General features: G+C 45.6%; 21 protein-coding genes and 1 pseudogene. All 22 read right to left on the reverse strand.

What is annotated here, in order from left to right; genetic code table 11:
- Positions 1–16: 16 nt before the first annotated feature.
- A complete protein-coding gene (locus tag AC0MXB_RS08100; RefSeq protein ID WP_474039150.1) occupies positions 17–4,450 on the reverse strand; it encodes a translocation/assembly module TamB domain-containing protein in 4,434 nt (1,477 codons plus the stop codon).
- A 125-nt stretch (positions 4,451–4,575) separates the two neighbouring features.
- Entirely contained in the window at positions 4,576–5,955 is a 1,380-nt protein-coding gene (locus tag AC0MXB_RS08105) for a TolC family protein (RefSeq protein ID WP_474039151.1), read from the reverse strand.
- A gap of 99 nt (positions 5,956–6,054) precedes the next feature.
- Entirely contained in the window at positions 6,055–7,332 is a 1,278-nt protein-coding gene (locus tag AC0MXB_RS08110) for an MlaD family protein (protein ID WP_474039152.1), read from the reverse strand.
- Complete coding sequence (locus AC0MXB_RS08115) at positions 7,329–8,087, reverse strand: ABC transporter ATP-binding protein (protein ID WP_474039153.1); 759 nt, start codon at positions 8,085–8,087, stop codon at positions 7,329–7,331. The genes AC0MXB_RS08110 and AC0MXB_RS08115 overlap by 4 nt, the downstream gene beginning before the upstream one ends.
- A gap of 24 nt (positions 8,088–8,111) precedes the next feature.
- Positions 8,112–8,879 carry an MlaE family ABC transporter permease gene (locus AC0MXB_RS08120; protein WP_474039154.1) on the reverse strand — a complete coding sequence of 256 codons (768 nt, stop codon included), beginning with the start codon at positions 8,877–8,879 and terminating at the stop codon, positions 8,112–8,114.
- A 149-nt stretch (positions 8,880–9,028) separates the two neighbouring features.
- Entirely contained in the window at positions 9,029–10,879 is a 1,851-nt protein-coding gene (locus tag AC0MXB_RS08125) for a SpoIVB peptidase S55 domain-containing protein (RefSeq protein WP_474039155.1), read from the reverse strand.
- Positions 10,880–10,893: 14 nt separating this feature from the next.
- Positions 10,894–11,205, reverse strand: a complete 312-nt coding sequence (locus AC0MXB_RS08130) for a biotin/lipoyl-containing protein (RefSeq protein ID WP_474039156.1) — start codon at positions 11,203–11,205, stop codon at positions 10,894–10,896.
- Positions 11,206–11,286: 81 nt separating this feature from the next.
- Positions 11,287–12,684 carry a phosphodiester glycosidase family protein gene (locus AC0MXB_RS08135; protein WP_474039157.1) on the reverse strand — a complete coding sequence of 466 codons (1,398 nt, stop codon included), beginning with the start codon at positions 12,682–12,684 and terminating at the stop codon, positions 11,287–11,289.
- 75 nt (positions 12,685–12,759) lie between these two features.
- Positions 12,760–13,149 (reverse strand): rod-binding protein, encoded by a 390-nt coding sequence (locus tag AC0MXB_RS08140; RefSeq protein WP_474039158.1) that lies wholly within the window; start codon positions 13,147–13,149, stop codon positions 12,760–12,762.
- Positions 13,150–13,173: 24 nt separating this feature from the next.
- The gene (locus AC0MXB_RS08145) at positions 13,174–14,277 is read right to left on the reverse strand and encodes a flagellar basal body P-ring protein FlgI (protein ID WP_474039159.1); all 1,104 of its coding nucleotides are present in this window, start codon (positions 14,275–14,277) and stop codon (positions 13,174–13,176) included.
- A gap of 29 nt (positions 14,278–14,306) precedes the next feature.
- Positions 14,307–14,897, reverse strand: coding sequence for a flagellar basal body L-ring protein FlgH (locus AC0MXB_RS08150; protein ID WP_474039160.1), 591 nt, complete (start codon positions 14,895–14,897; stop codon positions 14,307–14,309).
- 26 nt (positions 14,898–14,923) lie between these two features.
- Positions 14,924–15,892 (reverse strand): flagellar basal body P-ring formation chaperone FlgA, encoded by a 969-nt coding sequence (flgA, locus tag AC0MXB_RS08155; protein WP_474039161.1) that lies wholly within the window; start codon positions 15,890–15,892, stop codon positions 14,924–14,926.
- A gap of 1 nt (position 15,893) precedes the next feature.
- The gene (flgG, locus tag AC0MXB_RS08160; protein ID WP_474039162.1) at positions 15,894–16,682 is read right to left on the reverse strand and encodes a flagellar basal-body rod protein FlgG; all 789 of its coding nucleotides are present in this window, start codon (positions 16,680–16,682) and stop codon (positions 15,894–15,896) included.
- 98 nt (positions 16,683–16,780) lie between these two features.
- Positions 16,781–17,533, reverse strand: a complete 753-nt coding sequence (gene flgF, locus AC0MXB_RS08165; RefSeq protein ID WP_474039163.1) for a flagellar basal-body rod protein FlgF — start codon at positions 17,531–17,533, stop codon at positions 16,781–16,783.
- A gap of 117 nt (positions 17,534–17,650) precedes the next feature.
- The gene (gene mreB / locus AC0MXB_RS08170; RefSeq protein ID WP_474039164.1) at positions 17,651–18,679 is read right to left on the reverse strand and encodes a rod shape-determining protein MreB; all 1,029 of its coding nucleotides are present in this window, start codon (positions 18,677–18,679) and stop codon (positions 17,651–17,653) included.
- A gap of 121 nt (positions 18,680–18,800) precedes the next feature.
- Positions 18,801–18,953: pseudogene (locus tag AC0MXB_RS08175) on the reverse strand (sporulation transcriptional regulator SpoIIID); the annotation flags it as partial.
- A gap of 83 nt (positions 18,954–19,036) precedes the next feature.
- Entirely contained in the window at positions 19,037–20,563 is a 1,527-nt protein-coding gene (locus AC0MXB_RS08180) for a recombinase family protein (RefSeq protein ID WP_474039165.1), read from the reverse strand.
- Positions 20,564–20,620: 57 nt separating this feature from the next.
- Positions 20,621–20,776 (reverse strand): hypothetical protein, encoded by a 156-nt coding sequence (locus AC0MXB_RS08185; protein WP_474039166.1) that lies wholly within the window; start codon positions 20,774–20,776, stop codon positions 20,621–20,623.
- 236 nt (positions 20,777–21,012) lie between these two features.
- Entirely contained in the window at positions 21,013–21,621 is a 609-nt protein-coding gene (locus tag AC0MXB_RS08190) for a TetR/AcrR family transcriptional regulator (protein ID WP_474039167.1), read from the reverse strand.
- 22 nt (positions 21,622–21,643) lie between these two features.
- Positions 21,644–22,759: an NADH:flavin oxidoreductase gene (locus AC0MXB_RS08195; protein WP_474039168.1), complete on the reverse strand. Its 1,116-nt coding sequence runs from the start codon at positions 22,757–22,759 to the stop codon at positions 21,644–21,646.
- 160 nt (positions 22,760–22,919) lie between these two features.
- Positions 22,920–24,635 carry a methyl-accepting chemotaxis protein gene (locus tag AC0MXB_RS08200; RefSeq protein ID WP_474039169.1) on the reverse strand — a complete coding sequence of 572 codons (1,716 nt, stop codon included), beginning with the start codon at positions 24,633–24,635 and terminating at the stop codon, positions 22,920–22,922.
- Positions 24,636–24,801: 166 nt separating this feature from the next.
- Positions 24,802–24,948, reverse strand: a complete 147-nt coding sequence (locus AC0MXB_RS08205) for a sporulation transcriptional regulator SpoIIID (RefSeq protein WP_474039170.1) — start codon at positions 24,946–24,948, stop codon at positions 24,802–24,804.
- Positions 24,949–24,984: the final 36 nt, after the last annotated feature.

Raw genomic sequence — 24,984 nt, forward strand, 5'->3', positions numbered from 1 at the left:
CAAAGTGTTTCCCGCTTCAAAAAGCATAGCGAGTTAGAATATTAAATTGCGTCTTCTTCACTGAATCATAATAAAGACCACTGCTTACATGTTCATTGAATTGGTAGAGGACGCCAATCTTCTGTGATGAGTTATCGACGCCACGAGAAAGGTTTATGGAAAAACGGTCTGTTAAATATTTGCTAATTTCTACATTATAAACATCACGAGAGCCTCGTCCGACTGTCCCATCAGTTGTCAGATAGTCGGTACTTCTTACAATATGAAAGTCATCCACACCAAAAAAGTCCTTTAAGGTATTTTCCACGGGACTGAAGAGCTGCGCCTCAATACCAGAGCTTACGACACTGCCAACTTGATCGACGCCAAACGAAGTATCGGAACTTTGCCGCTCAAAATAGCGACTTCTAAGCGTCAGCAGTGAAAGAATGGCTTCCTGGTTCATCGGCGGATTCGCTGATAATTTAAAATTCATCGCATTGGCTGGACCATTAACACCTAACGTGACGGTGGTCTGTTGCGCTAGATTAATCTGCTGAATCTGGAAATAAGAAGTTAGCTTTATGACAGGCATGAGCCCATTATAGGGTGTAAACTCAGCGGAACCGGAAACAATCTTAAAGGGCGCCGTAAAATAGGTAAGCTGACCACGACTCACAGTAAATCGGCCTGTTGGCTCAAGCTTTTGCCAAGTACCGCCAAAAGTCGTTTTTCCCTCAACATAAAAATCATACATATAAGGGTTATAAAATCGGACATTTTTACCGGCCTCTACTGTAACATCAAGCCCCATATCAAAGTTAGTAGGTTCCATGTCAGGGATCATTGGAATATCAATCTGATCGCGTTCAAATAACACCTTACCAGAAAGCAGCGGTTTTCCCGCTTTTGGCATTAACTGCAGCGAAGCACTGACAGGGCCTTTAAAGTTGCGATGATCAATTTCTAACGCGTTAAGATATAGATTAAAAGCATAGTCTGCTAAAGATCGCCCGCGAATCGCTGCTGAACCGTTGAGGGTAAACCCACCTTTTCCCATTGTGCCTTGAAACGTGTTTACAACTATTTTATCACCTTGTAGGCTAATGGCAATAGACAAGTTTTGCAAAGGCTCTTTTAAATCAGAAAATTTGATCACGCCATCAAGAACTGTAAAATCGCCTGATACCTTAGGATTATCAAGTGTACCGTTTACATAAACGATCCCTTGAGTCTGTCCTGTCGCCCAGGCCACTCGCTTAGTAAGAAGTGGCAAAATCCCCAAATCTGCTTGGTCGAGCATGATTTTTAAATCCATTTCCCCGTCAGACACAATCTTTTTGCTCACCTGACTATAATGGGAATTGGTAATCGGCGAAAGATTAGGCCAAATTTCACTGTCACTCAGCGATTTTAGCGGTATTTTCCCAGTAGCACTGGCGACATAACTGTTTTTCGTCAAGGTGATCTGATTAATATCGATTTGCTGCGGCGTAACAATAAAACTGCCGCTAAGCGTATCAAAACTCTGATCTTGAATACTGCCATTCGTGATACCAATAGAAACAGCAGCTTGCGGCGCTTTTGTATCGCCCGTAAGTGTCATGGCAATTAAGGCTTCGCCATGGACAGGAACTTTCGTATCATACCAAGCCGAAAATAAACCGCTATCAATTTGATTGCCGAAGACATTCAAATTGATTTGCCCCTTTAAATCGGCTGATCCGGTTACGACAAGCCGCCCATTGCCCTGCTGCGCCTGAAAATGATTCACTGTAACAACGTGATTTGCCAGTGACAAGTCAATATCAATATTTTCTAAGGGATAGTGTTTGATCGTCCCATGATCCAACTTAGCCCGTAAGGAGGCTGTAGGATTATCCCAAGCGCCGTAAGCCTGCATTTCACCATTGAACAGGCCAGTGACCTGATCTGGCGGCAAATCAAAGAAAGGCATCAGCGTACTGACGGAAGCATTTGAAACCTCCATCACGCCGCCCATAGTCTTGTCAATCAGATCCAAACCGCCGCGTAAGCGGAAGGTTCCGCCGCCCTGACTAAAGGTCAGATCCGGCACGGTAAGAGTTCGTTTATCAAGAATTACATGGCCTAAAACTCCGGTAATCGGCTGACCTTTCACTTTTACATTTTGCGCTGTCAATTCACCAGTAAAAACAGGATCATCTGGCGTCCCGGTCAATTGTCCGGCAAAATCACCGCGTCCGGTGACCGGATAAGGCAGTTCGACGAATAAGCGGTTTAAACGAATATTTTTAATATCTACGGCAAAATTCATTTGTTTATTGGCATCAATGGTACCACTCAATTCAAAATTCGCTGGTACTGCCCGTACTTTTAGATGATCGACGGTAGTAACGCCTTGATGGTGCTGGACCAGCGCTTCAGCCTGTCGAATAATATAACCACGATAGCTGCCATCGGTAAAGTTTGCAGCCATGAACGCCTCAGGCTGCTTGATTGTCCCTGTCAACCGCAAATCAGCATCAATATTGCCAGTCAGTCGTTCCCCAGGAGCTAGAACGGCCACAAGATCTTCCGCTCGCCCCTTGGTTAAGGCGGCAGTTAAGTCGATGCGCTGTTCACCGGTAAATTCTATGGAACCCGTCAAATGGTACCGTGTCACAATTTCCGGACTTAAAAGCTTCGGATCACTTTTTTCCACCTGACGATGATACTCTGTATTAACTTCATCAAGATACAGCCTATTCTGTGATACGTGAACACGCCCGCTCAGTTGGTCAAAGGGCTGACTTGCCAAACTTCCCTGCTCTCCTAGAACCTGTCCGGTAAAAGTCGGCTCATTCAAAGATCCGCCTAACTGCCCTCCCAGAGAAAAAGTCCCTTTGACGGGAATCTCGCTATAAGCCGCCGCCAAAGGAGCGGCATTAATGTCTTGGGCCCAAATAGAGCCTGTCAATTGACCTTGCCGCACCGCAGCAGAGAGAGAAATGGAGCCGCCGCTTATTTTAGCGCTAGCCGCCTGCAGTAGCAGAGAGCCGTCGCCATTTTTTTGTCCAGTGGCTGCTAGCGACTGAAAGTCAATTCCTTGCACCGTTCCCGCCTGCATAGAAACCTGGCCAAAAACAGTAAGCTGATCAACTGCTAAGGGTCCTGATGCCGCTAGGGAAAAATCGGCATAACCAGTAAGTGGCATTTGTAGCGCTGCCTCAAGTAAACTCGTATCAATATGCCAGCCAGAAAGCTGAAAGGCCGTCTGCCCCTTGGCAAAATCCACCGTCCCGGCCCCACTGGCATTACCCCCGAAGCCTAGCAAAGAAAATTTATGTATAGCCAGCTTTTGATCGCTGTAATGAAACTGTCCATAGACATGGTCTACGGCGTAATTCCCTAACTGCATTTTATTTACATTCACAGAGCCCGCCACATCAGGAGCTTTCGCTGTACCTTGTACCATAATATTTAAATCAGCCAAACCAGAAAGAGGCTGATTTAAACCGATTTTCGCTAGAGGTAATCTAGCAAGCTCGGTTTGATGCGTAGTAAGCGCAGCAGAAAAAACTGGCTCGGCGCCGCTATAGTAGACTTCACCGCTTAAAGCAAAAGGCTGCCCGTCAAATTCGGCTTTGCCGCCATAGAGGTTGATTTTATCAGAGGTAAACGTAAGAAAAGCGCTTCCCTGCGAAAATTCCTCGCCTTGCCAAGAAAAAGCCGCCTGTTTTACAGCGCTCTCACCAGAAAAGAGCAGCGATCCCTTATTTCTCTTGACAACAACTGTCACATCTTCTAGCTGGCCGCCGTGGATATCCAGCCCATTTTGCCCCAAAACTTCCGCAACGAGCGGTAAAAAGGGCGAAACCTCTACTTTTGACGCAGTAAGCTCAGCTTGAAGATTTTCCTTATCTTTGATAAATCCCTCTAGTGAAAAAGGTTGTCCAGCGGCAGTCCCCTTTAGCGTCATAGCTACAGCAGGAAACTGGGCCAAGTCAGCTGTTCCGTTCAAGTCTGACAGGACCCATTTCCCCTGGGACAAGGTAACCGTCACTTCTCCCTGCTCTATCGTAACCGTGCTTTTTAGCGGAGATTGTCCGCTCGTCTTCGTTTGAAAAAGTTTTTCTATATTCCAAGTTCCAGCAGCGTCTTGCCATAAAAAGACTTGGGGCGATACCAAATCAATGACCTCAATCATTGACGCAGCCGACTGACCGCCAAAGAGAAACTGACGCAATGAAAAAACCAGATTTACTTCCCTACTCTGGCCAAGCAATTCTCCCTCTTGATCCTCTATCGACACATCGCTTAAAGATAATTCACGAAAAGAACGAATCCGAATCGAACCGATTTTTACGTTCTGACCAAGAGCCTTAGTCAATTCCCCACTGATTTCCTGCGAAATCCCAACCATGACCTGCTGACTGTGGCTCAAAAAAACTGCGCTTCCCACAATTAATAGCAGAAAGGCAAGTAAAATAACTATTCCTTTTTTCGGCATAACGAGCCTCCTGCAATTCACTTACAGAGAAGTTCGACATCACTTCTAGGCCTTCCTCCATGACAAGAAATAGAAAATCGCGCCAACCGCTTAGAGGCTGGCGCGATACATAGCTTATAGAACTTCTATTTTGCTACAGCAATTCCCATGGCTTTATCTAGCTGTGCTTTGCTTGTATTGTAATCATAAAGGGCTTGTACAGCATTTGTTTTGGCTGTTGTGAGGTTTGTTTCAGCATCCATTACATCGGTATTGGTACCAACGCCAGAAGAGTAACGGACTTGAGCAATCCGGTAGTTTTCTTCCGCTTGATCAACGGCAACCTGCGTTGTAGCAATCCGTTTTTCCGCTTCCCGCAAGTTAAGGTAAGCCTGTTGCACATCAAGAATTACCGTATCACTCGTCTGACGAGCCGTATGCGTTGCTTTCTCCACACTAGCAGTCGCTTGTTTTACCTGCGCTTTGGTAATGCCGCCGTCAAAGATATTCCAAGTAGCCGATACGCCTACTACCCAGTTATAATTAGACGTTCCAGCAAACTTCGTATCGTTCCAGTCGGTCATGCCGCTCGCCGTAACAGTAGGTTTGTAGCCGCTATTGGCGACAGTAACGCCTTCCTTGGCCGAAGCAATGGCAAGATCAGATTGCGCTTTATCAGGGCGGTGCGCTAAAGCGTATTTTGTCGCATCCGCTAAAGCGATCTGGTATTTCGTATATTTCAAAGTATCTTTAATTTTAAGTTCCGTATCAAGCGAAATCCCCATCACATTATTCATGTTTGATAAGGATAGCTGATAGGCATTTTCGGCTTTAATTAAATTTTGCTCAGCATTGGCTAAGTTAACTTGTGATTGCAAAACATCAGATTTAGCAACAGTACCTACGGCATATTGAGCTTCTACATTTTTAAGATGCTGCTTCAGATCGCGAACGGCTTCCTGATTCACTTTCAGCATATTCTGAGCTTCCAAAATTGCATAATAGTAGACAGTGGCGCTATAACGAATCTGTTGCCGTGTATTTTCTAAGGCCAACTGGCTGGATTGGTAGTTCAAATCCATTTGATTGACGGTACCTTCTAGTTTGCCGCCTGTATAAAGCGGTACAGACAAGCTCAATTTGTTATCATATTTATCGGTGCTGGAGCGAGGCGTAAAAGTTGTACGGGATACGGTAGAACCAATGACGTTGCCATTGGAATCAACAACCTGACTCGCTCTGCTCGTACTTTCCGACGAAGGCGAACCAACGCGCTGCGCCGAGAAGGTATAGCTAAGCTGCGGCTGATAGCCATTTTTCGCTTGATCTAATTCGGAAGCAGCTACATCGAGACTAGATTCAGAGATACGGATAGCCGGATTATTCTTTAAGGCAATAGCAATACTATCGTCCAAAGAAATTTCCAGTGCCGCCGCCGACGCCTGTGGCGTCACCAATGCAAGGGAGCCGCCGATCAGCAGCAAGGCTAAGCTTTTTCGCAAAAAAGTATATTTTTTATCTCTCATTATGTATTAAATCCTCCTTATGAATTACAAAGTGCCGCCAGAGTGACTAGCGAGTCAATTATGAATTTATTATAGGGTCCTTTCCCTCTAGTGTCAACATTAGAAGGCATGGCGCAAACCAAAATACGTATTTTGGCTAGCCTCGCGATTGATGCTATCGGTTTGACCAATCAGAGAGATACTATCGGACAGTTTGTACTCACTGCGCAGTCTTACCTTCACTGCATTAGGATCATAAACATCGACAGAAAAACGCATTTGTTCGCCCACTTGAGCATCAAGACCGACGCCGGCCTTGCCGCTAATGACTCCCATGCGTTTGCCAAAACCATTTGTTTCACTCCCTACTTGAAAATTAAGTCGACTGCCATCACCGATAGAATCCACCCCCATTAAAGCATAATTTTGTGGTGTAAACTGCACCCTTAGATCTGCATCGGTGCGATATTTGCCCCGTTTGGGATTATAAAAAGCATCAACAGAGCCGCTAGCTGAAATATTGCTGACCTTACTTAGCAGCTTGTTTGCCTTTTCACTGGCATCATGGACGTTTTGCAGTGTTTCTTTCAGATTCGCCGCTGTTTTCGGATCAGTTACAACGCCTTCGAGCGATTTCGCCATCGCCTCAATCCGATCACTTGTCAGCTTAATATTATGTACGGCTGCCGCCAGATCAGAGGCCGTCTGGCCATTATTATCGACGCGACTCAGCATGGAATCCACGCGATCGGCTACGAGACGCAGGCTCTCTGACATAGCCCGCATATTCTGAACCATGGCATTTACATCTTGTTCATTATTTACGGCCATTCTTGCCAAACTTGCTGATAAGGCATTTAAATTATCCGTAATAACTTTGGCATTGAGCGCTGAATCTTTTAAAGCAGCCTTGACTTTTTCATCACCAAGAATATCATTTAATGATTGTACGAGTGCATGAACATCACCAAGAACTTTTTCCGCTGAGGCTATGAGAGTGGCGAGCCCCTGCGGCTCATCTCCCTGCACAATAGCGCCTGGTTCTAGCATCGAACTGTCTGTTGCCGCTGGCGGAACAATGGAAATGAACTTTTCGCCAAGCAGTCCGTCAGACCCGATCGTAAAATGCGACTGAGCCGGTATCGCTGTATCTTTTTTGATTTGCATAACGACACGAATTGCACCAGGCTCGATGGACACGGTTTCCACCCGGCCAACTTGAACGCCAGCATAACGCACAATATTGCCTGGCACGAGGCCAGCCACATCGCGAAATAAAACGGAAACAGGATAGCCTTTTTCACCAAAACTAAAGTGACTCAGACTTATAATCATTCCCGCCAAAAGCGTCAGCGCCGCTATTGTCATCGCTCCGACTTTGGCTTCTGTACTTATCACAAATCGTTCCTCCTTTTCATTAAGTCGCGCTGTTTAGCGCCATAAATAAACCGTTCAATCAGAGGGTTTTGCGAGTTTTTAAACTCTTCCGGTTTGCCAACTTGAAGAATGCGGCCTTCATGAATCATGGCCATGCGATCAGCAATAGCAAAAGCGCTATCCATATGATGCGTCACTACTAGACTGGTCACGCGCATGCGCCGCTGCGTACTAACAATCAGTCGGTCAATCGTGGAAGACATTATCGGATCCAACCCGGCGGAAGGTTCATCATAAAGCAGAATTTGCGGCTCTGTCGCAATGGCCCGGGCCAAGCTCACCCGTTTTTTCATTCCGCCGGAAAGTTCATTAGGCCAGTCGTTTTCACGGCCCCATAGCCCAACCATTCTGAGACAACGGCGCACGACTTTGGCTATGTCTGCTTCGCTTTTCTGACCATGCTCACGCAACCCAAAGGCGACATTTTCGCCTACCGTCAAAAAATCAAAGAGCGCTGAATACTGAAACACCATTCCCATTCGTAATCGTACTTGATTCAGCTGCGTTTCGTTCAAAGTAGAAATTTCACAGTTATCTATATATATTTTCCCTTGTGTTGGTTTCAGAAGACCAATCATCAGGCGAAGCAACGTACTCTTACCAGACCCGCTTGGTCCGATAATGACCATGGTCTCCCCTGTTTCTACTGTTAAATTGATATCTTGTAAAATAAGGCGGTTGCCTAAGGACAAGCTCACCTCTTCCAAGCGAATCATCGGCATTCCTCCTTGTTGCCGGCGCTAATAAAGTAACAAAGATAAAAAATAATTGCTAATAAAGATTAAAATAATCGAAGTAACGACAGAGCCTGTCGTGGCTTTACCGACTCCCTCCGCGCCGTTTTCTGTAGTTAAGCCTTTATGACACCCCACGAGAGCAACAATCATACCAAAAAACATGGCTTTGATGAGCCCGCCTGTCACATCATTCGGCACAGAAAAGACCTGAATAGAGTGAATAAAAGTCGACTCGGCAATACCGGCATAGCTTGTAGCCATAAAGTAGCCGCCTAAAGTACCAATTACATCACCTAATACCACAAGCGCCGGCACCATGATCAAACAGGCAAGCAGTCGTGGCGCTACTAAATAAGCAATTGGATTGACCGCCATCACTCGAAGAGCATCAATCTGCTCCGTTACTTTCATCGAACCAATTTCAGCGGTAATGGCCGCCCCAACACGGCCTGCCACAACGACACCAGTGAGCACCGGCGCTAATTCGCGCCCCATAGCAATAGCAATGACGCCGCCGACCGATGATTGCGCACCATATTTAATAAATTCATGGGCAATCTGCACTGTCATAACCATACCGGTAAATAACATGGTAAGCAAAACAATAGGCAAAGAATCTGCCCCTAAATGACCCATCTGCTGCAACACATGACGACTATTCGCCGCAGGTAAGAGCATAAAGGCATCGCGCAGCATATAAAAACTACGGCCAGCACTTTCAAATAAACGAATGGTTGCTTTACCGATTTCACTTAATACTTTACTTAGCATGGCTTCTTTTTCCTCAGCCCCTTCAAAATCGTAGTATCTTTATTCCCTATCAACAGAGAAATTCCCTGCTTGCGAGCGTTTTTTCGACAAAGAGATGCGAGAAAGCAGGCAATATCTGTATAAGATATTGCCTGCCTGAAAAAGCAAAATTATTTTACCATAATCGTAATTTGTGTATCGCCGTCAATGACAAAGTCAGTTGCTGCATTCACTTTTGCTTTTGCTGCATCATTAGACGCTTTTGCGTTGGAAACAGCTGTTGCCGCAGAAGTTTTATTGGGGGCTTTATTCCCCTTAGCAATTGCGGGACCATCGTTTTCCTCGCCTTGATTTTCAAGAATTTCCACGACAATATCATTATTACGGTCACGTGTAGCTAATTTATTCACTATCGAAGCAAAGGTACGTTTTTTCACATCACCGCGCAACGCATCAACATCAATTCCTTGCCGTTTTAACAGCAAGTCAGCCAGCGGCACCATACCGCCGCCGCGCACTTCCAGCAACATATTGCCAGAAGATTGGTTTTTGGGCACTTGATATTGAACTGTTTTGACGACAGGTGCGCCGCGATAAGGCTTTAAGGTTACGTCAATAGCAACGGTATCACCGGCTTTTGCTTCCCCTTTCGCCGCTTTGGCGCTAAGAATGGTCGCAGTCTTCCGCGCCGCTTCTACCTCTACGTTTACCTTCACATCAAATAAATCTACATGGGAAAAAATATTGCTTGTCAATAAATCTAATGCTTCATGAACTTCGCCTACAGCCATTTCACTGATTTTACCAGGTGCATAAAACATATTTTCCCGCTTTAACGTTTCGCCTGGAAGATTGCGTCCCGTTATTTCGAAGGTAACCTTTGCTGTCCCGCCGCCTTGGCGGTCCATCGCTTTGTCTATGGCGTTAAAAACACCAGTAGCTCCGAGAATTGGCGCAAGTTCTTCATCTTGCACCACCTGGTAGTCTGACTCTTGTGTCCGGCCTAAATCCTTATCTTGGATTGTTACCGCGAAAGGAATTACATAAGGAAACTGATTGAGCTGCCCCGAAATTCCGGCGCCGCGGTCTTGGGTAATCGTTCCCACTAAGTCGCCAGTTGTTCCAACTTTAAAAGAACTTTCCTGACCAATTACCGTCGTGAAAATGTAGGCATTTGTGGCAAAATAATTCACGGTGCCTCGTTTAAGAAAGGGATGCCCGAAAGCTAATACTTTATTACCATCCACATAAGTCACGGTTCCCAAGGCGCCGATCGATACGTCGCCACGGACCAGTTGAACGCCAATGGCGCTGCCTGGTTCAATTGGACCATAATTTGTGCCACTTGGCGCATCGCCCACGGAAAAAGGGACGAGATGAAGGGGAGCAAGATCACTTGTTAAACGATCTAACGCCGCCGCACTATAGCCAGATACCATTAATGGTGTATTGAGCGGCGCAAAAAAACGAGTCTTCTTGTCAGCCGCTTTCTTAAGTACTACGCCTGGCTCAGCTTCTTCTTGGCCGTCATCGGAGCCGTTTCCGGTTTGATCAGGCGCTTCAGCTGTATTTTCCGCCTCTGGCTCTTTTATCAGCTCCGGTTCCGTCGGAGTCGTCGGATTAAAATCAAACGTTTTGATCATGTCGCCAATGGGTGTAACCATTCCCACGCGATGATCCGCATTGGGCCAACCATAAGCAATGGCTCCCACTAATTTCCCTTGGATATAGACAGGACTGCCGCTCATTCCTTCAGCAATACCGCCAGTTCGATCAATTACCGAGCCTGATGTCTTAACAAGAATCAAATCGCCACTCGGGCCTTTTCCTTTCATGACACCGAGAACTTCTACGTTAAACTCCTCGATTTTCGTACCAGAGACAACTGTCTTGGCAATGCCTGTCATGCCTGGCTGAATCTGATCCACAGGCAAAAAATCAGGCGCTGCCATAGCTATCGGCAGACAACCCATCAGGACTGTCAGCAAAGTTATGAACAGCACCCGCAAAAATTTCCCCAAAAAGCTCATCCTCTCTATCGTCTCTGCACTGCTTCCAAGCGGACCAGCACATCTCCTGTATTTACTGTGTCGCCTGGTTGCACAAGGACCTGACGAACAACACCGTTCACATTCGCTCTAGTAGCCGGAACGAGACCGACTGGCGTTGCTACCATAACCAGAGGCGTCCCCACCGAAACATGCATTCCCTCAGTAACGAGGCTCTGCGCCGCGACTTTTCCCGGCACAACGCCTTTTTGATCAACTAGCCCAGCAGCTGATGAATAGGCCGCAACGAGCGCCACCAATAGAATGGTTATACAAACAATTTTCATTTTGGTGCCCATAATAAACACCCCTTTTACCTCTTTACTCAAAGTAACTTCCTACCTTCATTATAGCTGATTATCAAACGAAAGCAACATAAATCATTTCTTCGGCACAAGAATCAAGGCATCGCCCACTAGCCGCTCTTGACCATCGGAAGGTTTATTTTTCACTTCGTCCTTTACTACCATATCGCTGGAGCCGCCGCCGTCAAAATTCATAGCATCAACCGCCCCTAGTTCTTTCATAAAATTCGCTAATTCTCCTAGCGTATAACCTTTGCTAGCATGACGACCATCAACAACGACAAGCAGCACATGATTGTCCTTCGTCACACCTAATGCCGTGCGCGGCGCTCGACCGATTGCAATATCATCAGGAAATTCTTCCGCTGTTGTCGTTAAAAAAACTTTACCGTCCCGTACGAGTGTTGGGCCAGCGCCAATGGCAAAAGGAGCTTTATTAAATACGTCGCCGAGAGACTGTTCGATCGTAACTACATCGCCTACCTTCAAGCTTTCCATAGCCTTTGCGGCAGTACCATGAGCCGATAAAACGACGCTTCCGCTAACAAGCTTGGTATCTTGTGGTGAAATAGCCGTGATCTTGCCATTTGTAACAACATATTCGCGGCCAAACTCATTCGTCTTTGTAGATGAACCATAATAAGAATTATAAAGGGTCACAGCATCTTCACCGCGTTCACAGTTAATGCCGTTTATAGCTAACGTGCGCTTATCAGGCAAGCGAATACTCCCTTGATAATCTACTTGATCAAAAACGAGTTTATTATCTGTTGTAATTGCCAAAGCCGTCCGCGTAATATAGGGAATACTCACAATCGTGTCATTCAGTTTCAATAGCCCGATAATTTCGCCGTTAGGGGCAAAGTAAGAACCGTTTATAGCAGCGACTGCTTGATTCCGTTCCGCCATATCACTTACGGCTTCCAACCCAGGTACGATGGTGTTTGATAGCACAGGGCGCAGATTATATTTCGCCAAATCCGCTTCGACAACATAGGTTTCTACCGGTCCGAAGGCTTCATTACGCAGCCAGTAGGTATAAGTGAGCCCTGGCGCTACCGTTGTAACGGTTTTATCGCCACTTTTCAGTAAATCGATGACCAGGCGATTGGGATTTGCTAACGAAAAAACTTTCGCCGTCACCTTATCTGTAAAAGAAATCGTAAGCTTAAGATGATTTCCCGCTGCTTTATCCCAGCGAATTGCCGTAATATCCTTATCTTTTATCGCGGGAAGAGCAGCCCCTGCCGTGAGTGTCGTACTAGGCAAATCAATCGTAATTTCGCCCGCCGTACTCGCATCGACAGTATAATCAGGCAAAGCCCCTATTTCCAAAACAAGACGTACTTTATCAGACGCTTGACTAAACCGGATTTTCTGAACTTGACTCGCCGTAGCCGCAAACGCAAAGCTTTGCAGCACCAAAACTAAAAATAAGGCAAACACTATAGACTGACGTACGATTTTTTTCATAATTCTCCTTCTTTATCTTGGTTTTGCAGAAGGCAAAACCTGACACTTTCGTGTCAGGTCCTGTATCCTAGGGGATTATTCCTTTGCTTTATAAGCAGCCTTCGCATTAAGCGGCGCTAGCTGCTTGTAGATCACATCAGACAAACCAATGCCACCAGCCTGAGAAAGATTTTTAGCCATTTCGCTGTCAAGCATGGATTTTAAAATATCATCTTCGTTACTGTCGCCCAAAAGCGAATCTTTGGGCACAGTAGAACGCATAGTGCTTAGCATCATGTTAATAAACACCGATTCCATGTCCTGACAAACCTTTTTCAGTTTTTTATCTTCCTGTCCTACCGTCGCGCCCTTTTGCATAGCTTGGTCAAATTGACTGCGAAACTCGCTGCCGTCCGACTTTGGCAAAGTCGCAGTCGTGGCAGGACCAGAAGCAGGCAAATTCGTTATTGTCGCATCTACATTCATAAGCGAATGCCTCCTGCTCAAAGTTTAAATAATTTGCAGCTCAGCATGAAGCGCACCAGAAGCTTTAATTGCCTGAATAATTGATATGATATCAAGCGGTGTCGCCCCTACAGCATTGAGTGCATTTACCACATCGCCCACACTGGAGGAAGGCGGTAATACGACCAAATGTCCAGGTTTTTCTTGTACATCTACTGTCGTGTTGTTTGTTACAACAGTAGAACCGTTCGAAAAAGGTGCTGGTTGTGAAACATCTGTTGTCTTACCAATTTTCACCGTCAAACCACCTTGCGCCACAGCCACTTCATCAATCGTTACATTCGTCCCTAAAACAATTGTTCCAGTCCGCTCATTAATAACAATTTTAGCAATGGCATCAGGATAAACTGGCAGTTCTTCCAAAGCGGAAACAAAACCAACGACATTTTCGCTAAATTCACTAGGAATGTTCACAGCAATGGTTCCGGGATCTTTCGCCGAAGAAATAGAACCAAACCGGCTGTCAATCGCTTCGGCAATACGCGAAGCTGTTGTGAAATCGGGCTGTCCTAAGGATAAACGAATCTCACCGTCTTTGGCAAATTGTACTGGTACATCTTTTTCCACAATCCCGCCAGCAGGCACCCGGCCTGTAGTTGGAAAGTTTTTCGTAGCACTGGCGCCGCCACCACCGGCAGTATAGCCGCCAACGGACAGAGGTCCTTGCGCCACTGCATAAACAGAGCCGTTAGCTGCTTTCAAGGGCGCCTGCAAGAGAACTCCGCCCTGTAAGCTTTTGGCATCTCCCAGAGACGATACATTCACATCAAGCGTGTCGCCTGGTTTCGCAAAGGCCGGCAATTCTGCTGTAACCATAACAGCAGCCACATTCTTGGCCTGCAGTTGCGAGGGACTCATCACTACGCCAAAGCCCTTTAGCATATTCGATATGGATTGCAGCGTTTCCACGATTTTCGTACTATCGCCGGTTCCATTTAAACCGGTTACGAGACCATATCCAACTAGTTGATTGCTGCGTACCCCTTGCACTTTCGCCACATCTTTAATCCGTGTCGACTGATAGGCAAGGGCCGGAGTGATTCCGAGACAAAAGAGCAGCAGAACTAGAATTGCAATTCGTTTTTGCATAAAACCCTCCACAGCTTTCTACGAAACAATTAGAATAGGAGATTAAAAACTTGTGTCAAAATACCTTGACGCTGTTTCCCCGCCAAAGGACCATTGCCTTCAATCTTCAATTTCGCTTCCGCTACATTCGAAGATAAAATGGTATTGTCATAAGCAATATCGTCAGGCCTTACCGTGCCTGTGACCGTAATTTTCTGCACTTCATCATTTTGATTGATTGTCTGCGTGCCGGAAATCATTAGATAACCATTTGGTTTCACGCCGACAACCTGGACGGTAACACGGCCAGTCACCGTATTTGTATTCGTTAAAGCGCCTTTTGCCGAAAAAGAATCCGAGCCGCTCGCTGTCGCACTAGCTAAAAAGTGGAAAATACCTGTCCCCGCATTGAGCGTATTACTGCCGGACTTTGAGTTAGAAGCATTGCCACTTCTGACGGCGCTAGAGTTTTCACTAATTACAATCGTAAGGGTGTCACCAATCGAATGAGCCCGACGATCGCTAAACATACTTTGCGCCGAGTCATTCCACAACGAATCAGCAAAGACTAGCGGCGAAGCGGTAAAGAGCCATAAAATTGTCAAAAGGAGCACACGATGTTTATAACGCCAAAACTGCATGGCAGATTCTCCTTTCCGATGTTGGCCTAAGGTCTTGTAAAGACCTCCGCCGTATTGGCATCAATTACTTTTGCCGAAACAACTTTTTTTGATTTTAAATTTTGCACTTTAATGATTTGATTTATACTGCCGTTCTCCATAGCTTGACCTGTCGTCGCCACTTCAATCGAACCGATTCTAGCAACAAGTGACAAGAGACTGCCGCGTTTTATAACCTGCGGCATCGCCATAAAAGAACTTTGTAACATCGTCCCTGCCGCTACCGGCCGCTTCAGCACCATCCCTTCAGCCTGACTAAGCTCTGAAAAAAAGCCGCTAGAATGGCCGATTTCGCGACGTTCTAACTGAATATCGCTAGCAGAAATCATATCACCATTTTGCAATGCCCGCACCGTCGTAACAACATTTTTAAAAAGATTTACATCTAGTTTCACTGTGACTTGACGATAGGGCTTATGATCTACAGAAACAGCTACAAGCGCTGTAACAGGTCCGATAAAATGAATGCCCGAAGGAAACCGAACGTCATAGGAAACTTGCCCGACTGGCGCTAAAAGATCGGCGCCGCCCAAAGGCTTTATTTCGCAATCGAGACCTACCGTTTTGCTTTTAACCGCTTGTTGCGCCTGTTCCAGCAAAACAGCTTCGGGAATAGTTTGCGCCGACGTAGTAATTCTTACACTATCAGGCACTTGCCAATCAATATCGCTTAGATCTGCCCAGGCTCCCGCTAAACGCATCCTAAGTAATTCCGGCGTTAAAATCGTCGCAAATCCAGGCTGCGCCGCCGTACCAATTTTACAGCGGCTTAAAGTCGCAGCACGTTCGTTATCACCAGTAATTGTGGCAATATCGCCTAAGTACAACACACCGCCTGACACTGTGATCTCCGGCGCCACCACAATCGTAACTGGTGCAGCCCAAAGCACAGCTGAAAAACACAGCGAGTACAAAACAAGAACAATCCAGACAAGAAGGGCTTTATAGATTTTCATCTTAACGTTTTAAATTAGCCGCTTGTTCCAACATGGAATCTGACGTCTGAATCGCTTTGGAATTAATTTCATAAGCCCGCTGTGCTGTAATCATATTGACCATTTCTTCGACAACCTGCACATTGGAAGTTTCCAAAAACTTCTGTTGAATCGTACCTGCCCCATCAACACCTGGATTAGAACCGACAGCTTGACCAGAAGCAGATGTTTCGACAAGTAAATTACGGCCAATCGCACTTAAACCGGCTGGATTGATAAATCTCGCCAGTTGCAACTGCCCCAAATCCTGCGCCGCCGTTTGGCCAGGAACAGTAGCCGATACTCTTCCGTCTGAGGAAACGCTAACGCTCGTCGCCGTTGAAGGCACTGCGCTGACATTTTGCAAGGGATAGCCGTCAGACGTAACAATTCTTCCCTGTGAATCCAATTTAAAACTACCGTCACGTGTATAGGCAGTAGTACCATCAGGCATATCAATCTGGAAAAAGCCATCGCCTTCGATCATCATATCATACTGGTTACCCGTCTGGAGAGCCGAACCTTCTAAATAAATTTTCTGCGTCGCCACTTGCTTTACGCCACTGCCCATCTGAATCCCCGATGGTACAGTCGTATCCGGTCCTGTAGCAACCCCAGGCTCTCTTAACGTCTGGTACATAAGATCTTGAAAATCAGTCCGACTTTTTTTAAAACCGGTCGTATTTACGTTGGCAAGGTTATTTGAAATCACATCAATATTGGCTTGCTGCGCCGTCATGCCTGTTCCGGCTGTCCATAAGGCTCTCATCATAATGAATTATCCCCCTCGTCGTTTTATATAGACCTGCCTCATTCATTCAGCAGGCAGCGGCTTCCGCAAAGCGGTCCGGCCGCTTATGATCTTTCCCTTTATACACGGCCTACTTCATTCACTGCTTTATCAAGCAAACTGTCCTGGGCTTGTACCATTTTGCCGCTCATCTCATAAGAACGATACCCAGAAATCATATTTACCATTTCTGAAATAACATTGACGTTAGATCGTTCTAAAGATCCTTGCTGCACCGTCCCAGTAGCTCGTCTTGGTTGGGCTTCATTGGTCGTAGAAAATAAATTGCTGCCTTCTTTCCGCAATACACTTCTATCATTACCGAATTCTACAAGTTGCAATTGACCGGTCGGCTGACCTGCCACGGTGACGCGACCATCAGAACTAATTGATGCTGTCCCATCAGGCAGAGTAATCGGACGATTGTTGGTACCAAGCACCTGATAGCCATCAGCAGTTACCAGCTGACCGCGACCGCTGCGAAAGAAAGCGCCATCCCGAGTATAACGTACGCCGTTTGGTGTTTGTACCGCAAAGTAACCACTGCCTTGCACGGCCAGGTCTAGAGGATTTCCAGTTGGCTGTAATTGGCCATTCGTATAAATCGTAGCGATTTCATTGACTACATCACCATACCCCATACCACCGATTGGCGCAGCGCCCGAACCGTCTTTGCCAGTTCGTTCGATTAGGAATGTAGCAAAATCTTTCGTTACAGTAACATCCCGCTTATACCCTGTCGTATTCACATTCGCGAGATTATTGGCTATCGCATCATTGCGCAAACCTTCGGAAACCATGCCTGCCGCCGCTGTATAAATGCCTCGTAGCAAAAATCTCAACTCCTTTTTTCTCTGCCTGACTGCGCCGCAAAATGCACGCAGTCAGGGATTTTTTCTGATAGCTTTTGATAGCTTTTGATAGCTTTTGATAGCTTTTGATAGCTTTCTTTAAGCGATACCGCCTTTTTTCAGCGTTGTTAAACTATCTTGAATAGTTTCCAATGAATCTAAGGCTTTACCAGTACCTAGCGCAACACAAGAGAGAGGGTCTTCTGCTAAGTAAGTAGGAATTCCTGTTTCCTGGTTAATCAGCTTGTCCAACCCAAAGAGTAAAGAACCGCCGCCTGTCATAACAATGCCGCGGTCCATAATATCAGCCGCGAGTTCTGGCGGAGTCACTTCTAACACAGATTTGACACAATGAACAATGAGGGATACCGATTCGGAAAGAGCTTCGCGCGTTTCCGCCGAAGAAATCCGCATCGTTTTCGGCAGACCAGAGACCAGATCGCGTCCACGAATTTCCATCGTTTCATCGCGTCCGGTCGGAAAGGCCGTGCCAATATTGACTTTGATCTCTTCAGCAGTCCGTTCGCCAATCATAATATTATATTCTTTTTTCACATACCGCACTAAAGCTTCATCAAATTTATCGCCGCCAATGCGAAGCGATTCACTAACAACAATACCGCCCAAGCTTAGTACTGCAACATCGGTCGTACCGCCGCCAATATCAACAACCATAGAACCGCAAGGCTCGGCAATATCAAGACCAGCTCCCATGGCAGCAGCTAGTGGCTCTTCAATCAAAAAGGTTTTACGAGCGCCAGCCTGCATCGAAGCTTCGAGTACAGCTCGTTTTTCTACCGTCGTTACACCAGAAGGAATACAAATCATAATACGAGGTTTAAAAAAGCTGCTTTTGCCTGCTACCTTTTGGATAAAATGGCGAAGCATGCTTTCCGTCGTATCATAATCAGCGATGACGCCTTCTCTAAGCGGACGAATCGCAATAATATTGCCTGGCGTTCTGCCTAACATTCGGCGAGCTTCCTCGCCAATTGCCAAAACCTTATTCGTATCCCGATCAATTGCCACAACGGAAGGCTCTCGTAATACGATTCCTTTTCCCTTTATGTAAACCAAAACATTGGCAGTCCCTAAATCAACGCCAACATCCATTGACATTCCAAACATGCTTTTACCCCTCTCGTCTTCTTCACTGCTTGTACCGTACGGCGATTCGCGCTATAGATACATAAGTGTTACTTTATTTCTACAACTTTTGCGAAATACCTTTATTTTAAGGCCCCTTTTCCTAGGACTTTTCGCAGATTTCTTTCGTAGATTGATATTTTTTTCGCGTCGCTTCGCCGCCACGAATATGCCTTTCCGCTTTATTCAGTTCTAATACCGTCCGCACTTTAACTGCCAGGGGTTTATTCAACAGCGGCAACCGTTCAATCATATCCTTATGGAAAGAATTACCAAAACAAAAAAAATACGGACTGCCTTTTCATCTCGGCAATCCGCAGTAGTTTACGATCTTTCAGTTCATTGGCTGATTTGCAATTCAGAAAACAGTTTTAAGAAAACTTGGATTTCTCCTTCTACTGTTACAACTATTTTATCAATAAAGTTCTTTAACATAGCATTATCAAACAAATCAGCTGCCAAGAGACTTTGTATACTGCTGCAATAATTTTTTATCTTACTCTCCACCGAACTCAATCCAGATGTATTATCTTCCATTGATGTCAGTTTCTCTTCATAGACAGCAATCGCAGTATTTAATTCAGCAGTTCGTCCTTTTAGCTCTTCCAGACTTATGGCGTCTACTTCAAACATTTGGCGTTGTTTCGCTTTTGTTTTTTTAAGTCTTGTCAGTTCACTCATAATAAAATCGTGAGAAACGTCCTGTGTGCTTGGCTTATATTTCTTATTAAATTCAGCCAACGTCTGTTTAAGCAGTTTATCTGGCGATGAGATGAGCCTACTCAAATAGTTCTTGATTGCCGCTAACAGTTCCCGCTCATCAATCGTCGTATGATTATGACAAAACTCCTTGCCGTTCACATTCCGACCACCACAACCCCAACGGACATACTCCTTAAGCCATTTTCGATAAATTCGTCTAAAACTATAGCCACAATCGCTGCAATGAATTAAGGTACTGAAGCAGTATTTATTGGATTGACGAGTTTTCGTCAGTCGAAACATCGCTGTGCGTTCAGCCAGCAAAGCTTGCGCCTTATCGAAAATATCTTGCTCAATCATAGCCAAGGCTGGCTTATCGACGATATATTGCTTGTCCACTTCATTTTTAATCCTTTTCCCAGTCAAGAAATCTTTAATAGATTCTTTGCCATTAATGACCTTGCCAATATACAGCGGGTTCGTCAATATGGTGGATATGGCCTGTTGTGACCAGCGGCACTGCCGCTTTGTTAGGACCCCTTCTTGATTTAACCGTTGCGCAATTTTATAGGTTCCTTGCCGCTCATAGACATAATAATGGAAAATTCGTTTTACCACTTGGGCTTCATAGTCATTGATGGTCAAATCAAAATACTGGCCACAGGTCTTGTCATAACCATAAACTAGATTTGGTACGCGGCCTCGTGCAGCATTACGTTTTTTCCCAAATTTAACGCGCTTAGACAGGTTGGCCGATTCCTCCTGTGCTACGGCTGCCAAAATGGTTAGAGTGAGCTCGCCGTCATTACTGGACATATTGGCAGTTACAAAGCGGCAGTCAATATTTAACGCTTTCAATTTTCGTATACTCTGAAGGAAATCTACCACATTGCGGGCCATTCTTGATACATCTTTGACGTAAACACAGTCAAATTTCTGCTGCTGCGCATCATACATCAGCCGACTGAAGTCTTTTCTATTTTTCAACTTCGTACCGCTTATGCCTTCATCAGCATAGACTTCTACGAGCTTCATTCCTTCTTTTTGGGCATATTCCGTAAAAAAATCCCGCTGCATCTGTAGACTCATTAATTGATCTTCTTTCTCCGTAGAAACTCGACAATAAGCAGCCATCCTTCTTACAAGCCCCCTCGCCTCTTCCATGCGGCGCTTCCCCCCTCAGTAGAGTAATCTTTCGCGGTAATAAAAAAACTGCCGCGGCTAAGGATGATGGACTTGTTTACTGTCCTCAGAGTTTGATGCTGTCTCCATTTCCTTGGTAATTTTGTTGATTAGCGCCTCGGCTAAGATTTTAGGTAAATGCTTGTCCACATTCTCGACTGTGTTAGGGTTAATAAATCGTATATTTAGACTCATCGTGGCCCCTCCTTGATCGCTATATCTGATCCCTTACATTGTACTTTTCAAGGTCAATAATTATTACCGCTAAAGACAAAATAAAAAGTGTTCCATTAAGCCAGTGTGTTCATGGACAATCGCCCCAAACACAGCTAACTTTTACGGAACACTTAACTTATCATCATTTTTCTTTATTATAATTACGTAACAGTTGCTTTATCCTAGCAGCCACTTATACCGATCTTTCTTTGCTGTTATCTGGGCAATAATACATGGTGAAAAAGTGTTTCCAGATCACGCTCAACCGCTTCAACTGACTTTTCTACTTTCATGCGTAGCAAGCCGCCCTGCCAGCAATCCCACACTAAATCGGCTAACGCTTGGGATGATATATCGCGGCGAACCTTGTTGAGCTGCTGTCCATCAGCCAAGTGATCCGCCAAAACAGTCTTAAACTTAGCTATGGACTCGTGAAGAGCCACACGACATTCTTCACTAACCTCGCTAATTTCAGCAGCCATAGTCCCTAAGAGACAGCCTTTTTTTACGGCCTCACAGCGATATTTTTCCGTCACTGATAAAAAAGCCGTACTTAGCGCCTGATAAGAGTCTGCCTTTGCGGTTGCATCTTGTAATAAGAGCAGCCAATTTTCCAAGTTCATTGCCGTATAATACCGTATCACCGCAGCGCCAAACGCTTCTTTGTTCGCAAAGTAATTATAAAATGACCCTTTGGGGATCTTCGCGGCATTGGCAATATCCTGAATTCCTGTGGCGTTATAGCCTTTTTCCTGCAATAATTGCAATCCCGCTTCTAATATTTGTTGCTTTGTCTTTTCTAAATCAGAACTTTTTCTTCTCACGGTCCAGGAAAACCTCACTTTTTTAGGATAATGTGGTTTCAGCGCCTTTACTAAACAAGACGAGATCTTGCTCTCTCCCTTGATGAATTTTAGCTGCCCAAGCGGGGTCGGCTAAGAGGGCTCGGCCTACGGCAACCAAATCAAATTCATTTTGTTCTAGTCTAGCCATGAGGGGCGCTAAACTACTATGATTGGCCCCTTTTCCTTCGGTAAAAAATTCAATAAAATTCGTATCAAGCCCCACAGAGCCTACGGTAATAGTAGGTTTTCCTGTTAACTTTTTCGTCCAACCGGCTAAATTCAGGGGTGAATCTACAAACTCCGGTTCCCAATATCGCCTGGTAGAAGCATGAAAGATGTCAACGCCTGCCGCACTTAGCGGTGCTAAAAAAGCAGCCAGTTCAGTTGGATCACTCGCCATTTTAGCCTGATAATGACCCAGTTTCCACTGAGAAAACCGAAAGACAATCGGAAAATCATCACCAACCGCGCTACGACAAGCTTTAATAATTTCCGTAGCAAACCGAGTCCTCGCAACAAGATCCCCGCCATATTCATCGTCACGCTGATTCGTATTCGCCCAGAAAAACTGGTCGATCAGATAACCGTGGGCTCCATGTATTTCAATGCCGTCAAAGCCTAGGCGCTTCGCTTGCCGAGCTGCTTCCCCAAAAGCTGCGACAATTTCCTGAATCTCACCATGGGTGAGCGGCTTTGTCATCTGTTCACCAGAGATCACGTCAATTCCCGATGGACCTACAGGCGCTACGTCTGGGTTTGGATTCTGCCCTTGCAGTTGGCGCGCCATGCCAACATGCCATAACTGCGGGATAATTTTACCACCTGCTTGATGAACTTCTTCTACCACCTTAGCCCAACCGTCCAATGATTCCTGTCCAAAAAAATTGGGTCGCCCTAAGCCTTCGGCAGCAGCCGGATGATTAATGAGTGTTCCTTCGGTAATAATAAGTCCGGTTTCATTCTCCGCCCGGCGCCGGTAATAGGCAGCGACATCAGCCCCCGGTATGCCGTTAGGTGAAAATCCCCGCGTCATTGGCGCCATAACAATTCGATTAGACAAGCTCAAGTTTCCTAGGGTAACTGGCTGAAACAGTAAATCTAAACTTTCTCTATTCATAATTAACACTTCCTATTAATTAATATTTTATATTCTATATTTATATTATATGACCAGTCGTTTTAAAATGTCAAGTAATCATTTCCATAAAAAAATGTACCTGCCATTCATCGACAGGTACATCACAGCTGGAACGTATTATTTTAAAAGCACTATTTGATCAAACTTTAAATTTTGACACAGTGGCTTGCAGAGTTTCCGCCATCGTCGCCAAGGATTGACTTGATGCCGCAATTTCTTCAATCGATGCAGCATGCTCTTCGGATGCAGCCGAAACATGCTGTGTCTTACTTGCCGATCTTTTGCCGATTTCATCAATATTTTTCACAGAAGCTACAATCTGCTGACTGCTTGACGCCATTTCCTCAAGCGCCGCCGAAATATCAGTCACTTGCGCCGATACAACATCAACAAGAGAACCAATCTGTTCAAAATTCTTGCCAGCACTTGCTACAACATCGGCTCCTACCTTCACTTCGTTGCTGCCTGCCTCCATAGCGGCAACAGCTTTTGCTGTTTCACTTTGTACATCGCGAATCATAGCAGCAATCCGCCCCGCTGCTTCTTGCGACTGCTCTGCCAGTTTCCTGACTTCTTCCGCTACAACTGCAAAGCCACGGCCTTGCTCGCCAGCGCGTGCTGCTTCAATCGCCGCATTCAGCGCCAAAAGATTAGTCTGCCCAGCAATGCCGGCAATTGTATCAACAATCTGTCCGATTTCCTGCGATCGTTCACCGAGTTTTGTCACAGCCGAAGCGGAAGAGGAAACGGTTGTTTCAATGGCATCCATTTGATGTGCTACCGAATCGGCCGATTTAGCACCGGCCTCAGCGGCCGCCACAGTTTCGCCTACGGCTTCGCTGACTTTTCCCGCATGGGAAGCAATTTCTTCAATCGCTCCTGACATTTTCAAAACAACGCGAGTTGTTTCATCAATGGCCATAGACTGCTCCTGCGCTCCCTGGGCAACTTGTGTAATCGCGCCAGTTACTTCGCCTGTCGCTTTCGCCGCTTGATCAGCGCCTGCCGTAAGTTCTTCCGATGAAGCTGTCAATTCTTCGGCACTTTGATGAATACGTGACACGAGATTGCGAAGATTATCAGCCATGCGACTTACTTCGCTAGTAAGCTGGCCGATTTCATCATGATATAAAGGCCCGCTCTGACGAATCTTAAGATCCCCTGCGGCCAATTGCTTTACTTCTGTGACAAGATTTGCCAATGGTAAGGCAATTAAACGAGAAATCACCCATCCCAAGGCAAGCGAGAAGAGCACCGCCAGCAAGGTTACCGTCATGATCAGCCGATCATTATACAAAGCGACCTTATCACTGGTCTCATTCTCCGCCTCGGCTTGTTTCGAATTATATTCAACAAGCTGGTCAAGCAGTTTATTAAACTCATTTAAATGACCTGCTGCATTCTGAACAAAAAAAGCATGTCCGGCTTCCTGTTGACCTTGCAGCGCTAGGTCAAGCGATTTTTGCCAGCCATCACGATAGGCGCGCATTTCCGTCAACGCTTTCGATATGGTTTCAGCCTCATAGGAATCAAGCTGCGTGTTGCTGTAATCTGCTAAAAGTTTTTCTACTTTTGTTTTATGTTCTTGGATTTGCCCAAGCAGGTCTTGCTGCTGTTTTGGGTCTTTCGCAAGAAACACAGCCAGAGTTAATGTTTCATTCAGCCGACTTTCGGCGCGGACGCCATTGAGCCATTGGATTGGCAATAGCCTATCCTTATACATATTACTCATCATAGCCGACAGATTATTGGCAGCGTAATGGCCGGCATAGCCCACAACACCTAAAAAGAAGGCCATAAGAACAATCAAGGTAAGAATTTTAACCGATGTCTTCAAATTACGAAACAATCCCATGACAAACACTCCTCCGACTCATATTTAATGAGAACGATTCTCATTATGTTGTAAAAAGGGGACCAACAAAAGAGAGTTCTTACCATAAGGCAAGAACCCAGTAAGGTAAAACCCGCCATCCTGTTCATTATACTGCGACTTTCGACCTAATACAATGGTACAGGTGTTATTTTTTACCGTTCTCTTTTAGGTTATCTTTCTGTATAGTGCTTTTGCTCACGCCAAAACGCGCCGCGGTCTGCCTCACTGTTTCACCACTTGCTAATATATGCTCACAAACATCGAGAACCCGTCTGCGAATATAGTCTTTCATCCCGTCCGACTCCCTTCCTAACTTGCTTGCTACCAT

The organism is Pelorhabdus sp. sgz311001, from assembly GCF_055901755.1.

Excerpts from the sequence above, each read along its gene's own strand:
- AC0MXB_RS08130 (WP_474039156.1), bottom strand. The coding sequence starts at position 11,205 with ATGGGCACCAAAATGAAAATTGTTTGTATAACCATTCTATTGGTGGCG.
- flgA (WP_474039161.1), bottom strand. The coding sequence starts at position 15,892 with ATGAAAATCTATAAAGCCCTTCTTGTCTGGATTGTTCTTGTTTTGTAC.
- AC0MXB_RS08195 (WP_474039168.1), bottom strand. The coding sequence starts at position 22,759 with ATGAATAGAGAAAGTTTAGATTTACTGTTTCAGCCAGTTACCCTAGGA.
- AC0MXB_RS08105 (WP_474039151.1), bottom strand. The coding sequence starts at position 5,955 with ATGAGAGATAAAAAATATACTTTTTTGCGAAAAAGCTTAGCCTTGCTG.
- AC0MXB_RS08135 (WP_474039157.1), bottom strand. The coding sequence starts at position 12,684 with ATGAAAAAAATCGTACGTCAGTCTATAGTGTTTGCCTTATTTTTAGTT.
- mreB (WP_474039164.1), bottom strand. The coding sequence starts at position 18,679 with ATGTTTGGAATGTCAATGGATGTTGGCGTTGATTTAGGGACTGCCAAT.
- flgG (WP_474039162.1), bottom strand. The coding sequence starts at position 16,682 with ATGATGAGAGCCTTATGGACAGCCGGAACAGGCATGACGGCGCAGCAA.
- AC0MXB_RS08120 (WP_474039154.1), bottom strand. The coding sequence starts at position 8,879 with ATGCTAAGTAAAGTATTAAGTGAAATCGGTAAAGCAACCATTCGTTTA.
- AC0MXB_RS08185 (WP_474039166.1), bottom strand. The coding sequence starts at position 20,776 with ATGAGTCTAAATATACGATTTATTAACCCTAACACAGTCGAGAATGTG.
- AC0MXB_RS08150 (WP_474039160.1), bottom strand. The coding sequence starts at position 14,897 with ATGCAGTTTTGGCGTTATAAACATCGTGTGCTCCTTTTGACAATTTTA.
- AC0MXB_RS08180 (WP_474039165.1), bottom strand. The coding sequence starts at position 20,563 with ATGGAAGAGGCGAGGGGGCTTGTAAGAAGGATGGCTGCTTATTGTCGA.
- AC0MXB_RS08145 (WP_474039159.1), bottom strand. The coding sequence starts at position 14,277 with ATGCAAAAACGAATTGCAATTCTAGTTCTGCTGCTCTTTTGTCTCGGA.
- AC0MXB_RS08140 (WP_474039158.1), bottom strand. The coding sequence starts at position 13,149 with ATGAATGTAGATGCGACAATAACGAATTTGCCTGCTTCTGGTCCTGCC.
- AC0MXB_RS08100 (WP_474039150.1), bottom strand. The coding sequence starts at position 4,450 with ATGCCGAAAAAAGGAATAGTTATTTTACTTGCCTTTCTGCTATTAATT.
- AC0MXB_RS08200 (WP_474039169.1), bottom strand. The coding sequence starts at position 24,635 with ATGGGATTGTTTCGTAATTTGAAGACATCGGTTAAAATTCTTACCTTG.
- AC0MXB_RS08205 (WP_474039170.1), bottom strand. The coding sequence starts at position 24,948 with ATGAAAGACTATATTCGCAGACGGGTTCTCGATGTTTGTGAGCATATA.
- AC0MXB_RS08115 (WP_474039153.1), bottom strand. The coding sequence starts at position 8,087 with ATGATTCGCTTGGAAGAGGTGAGCTTGTCCTTAGGCAACCGCCTTATT.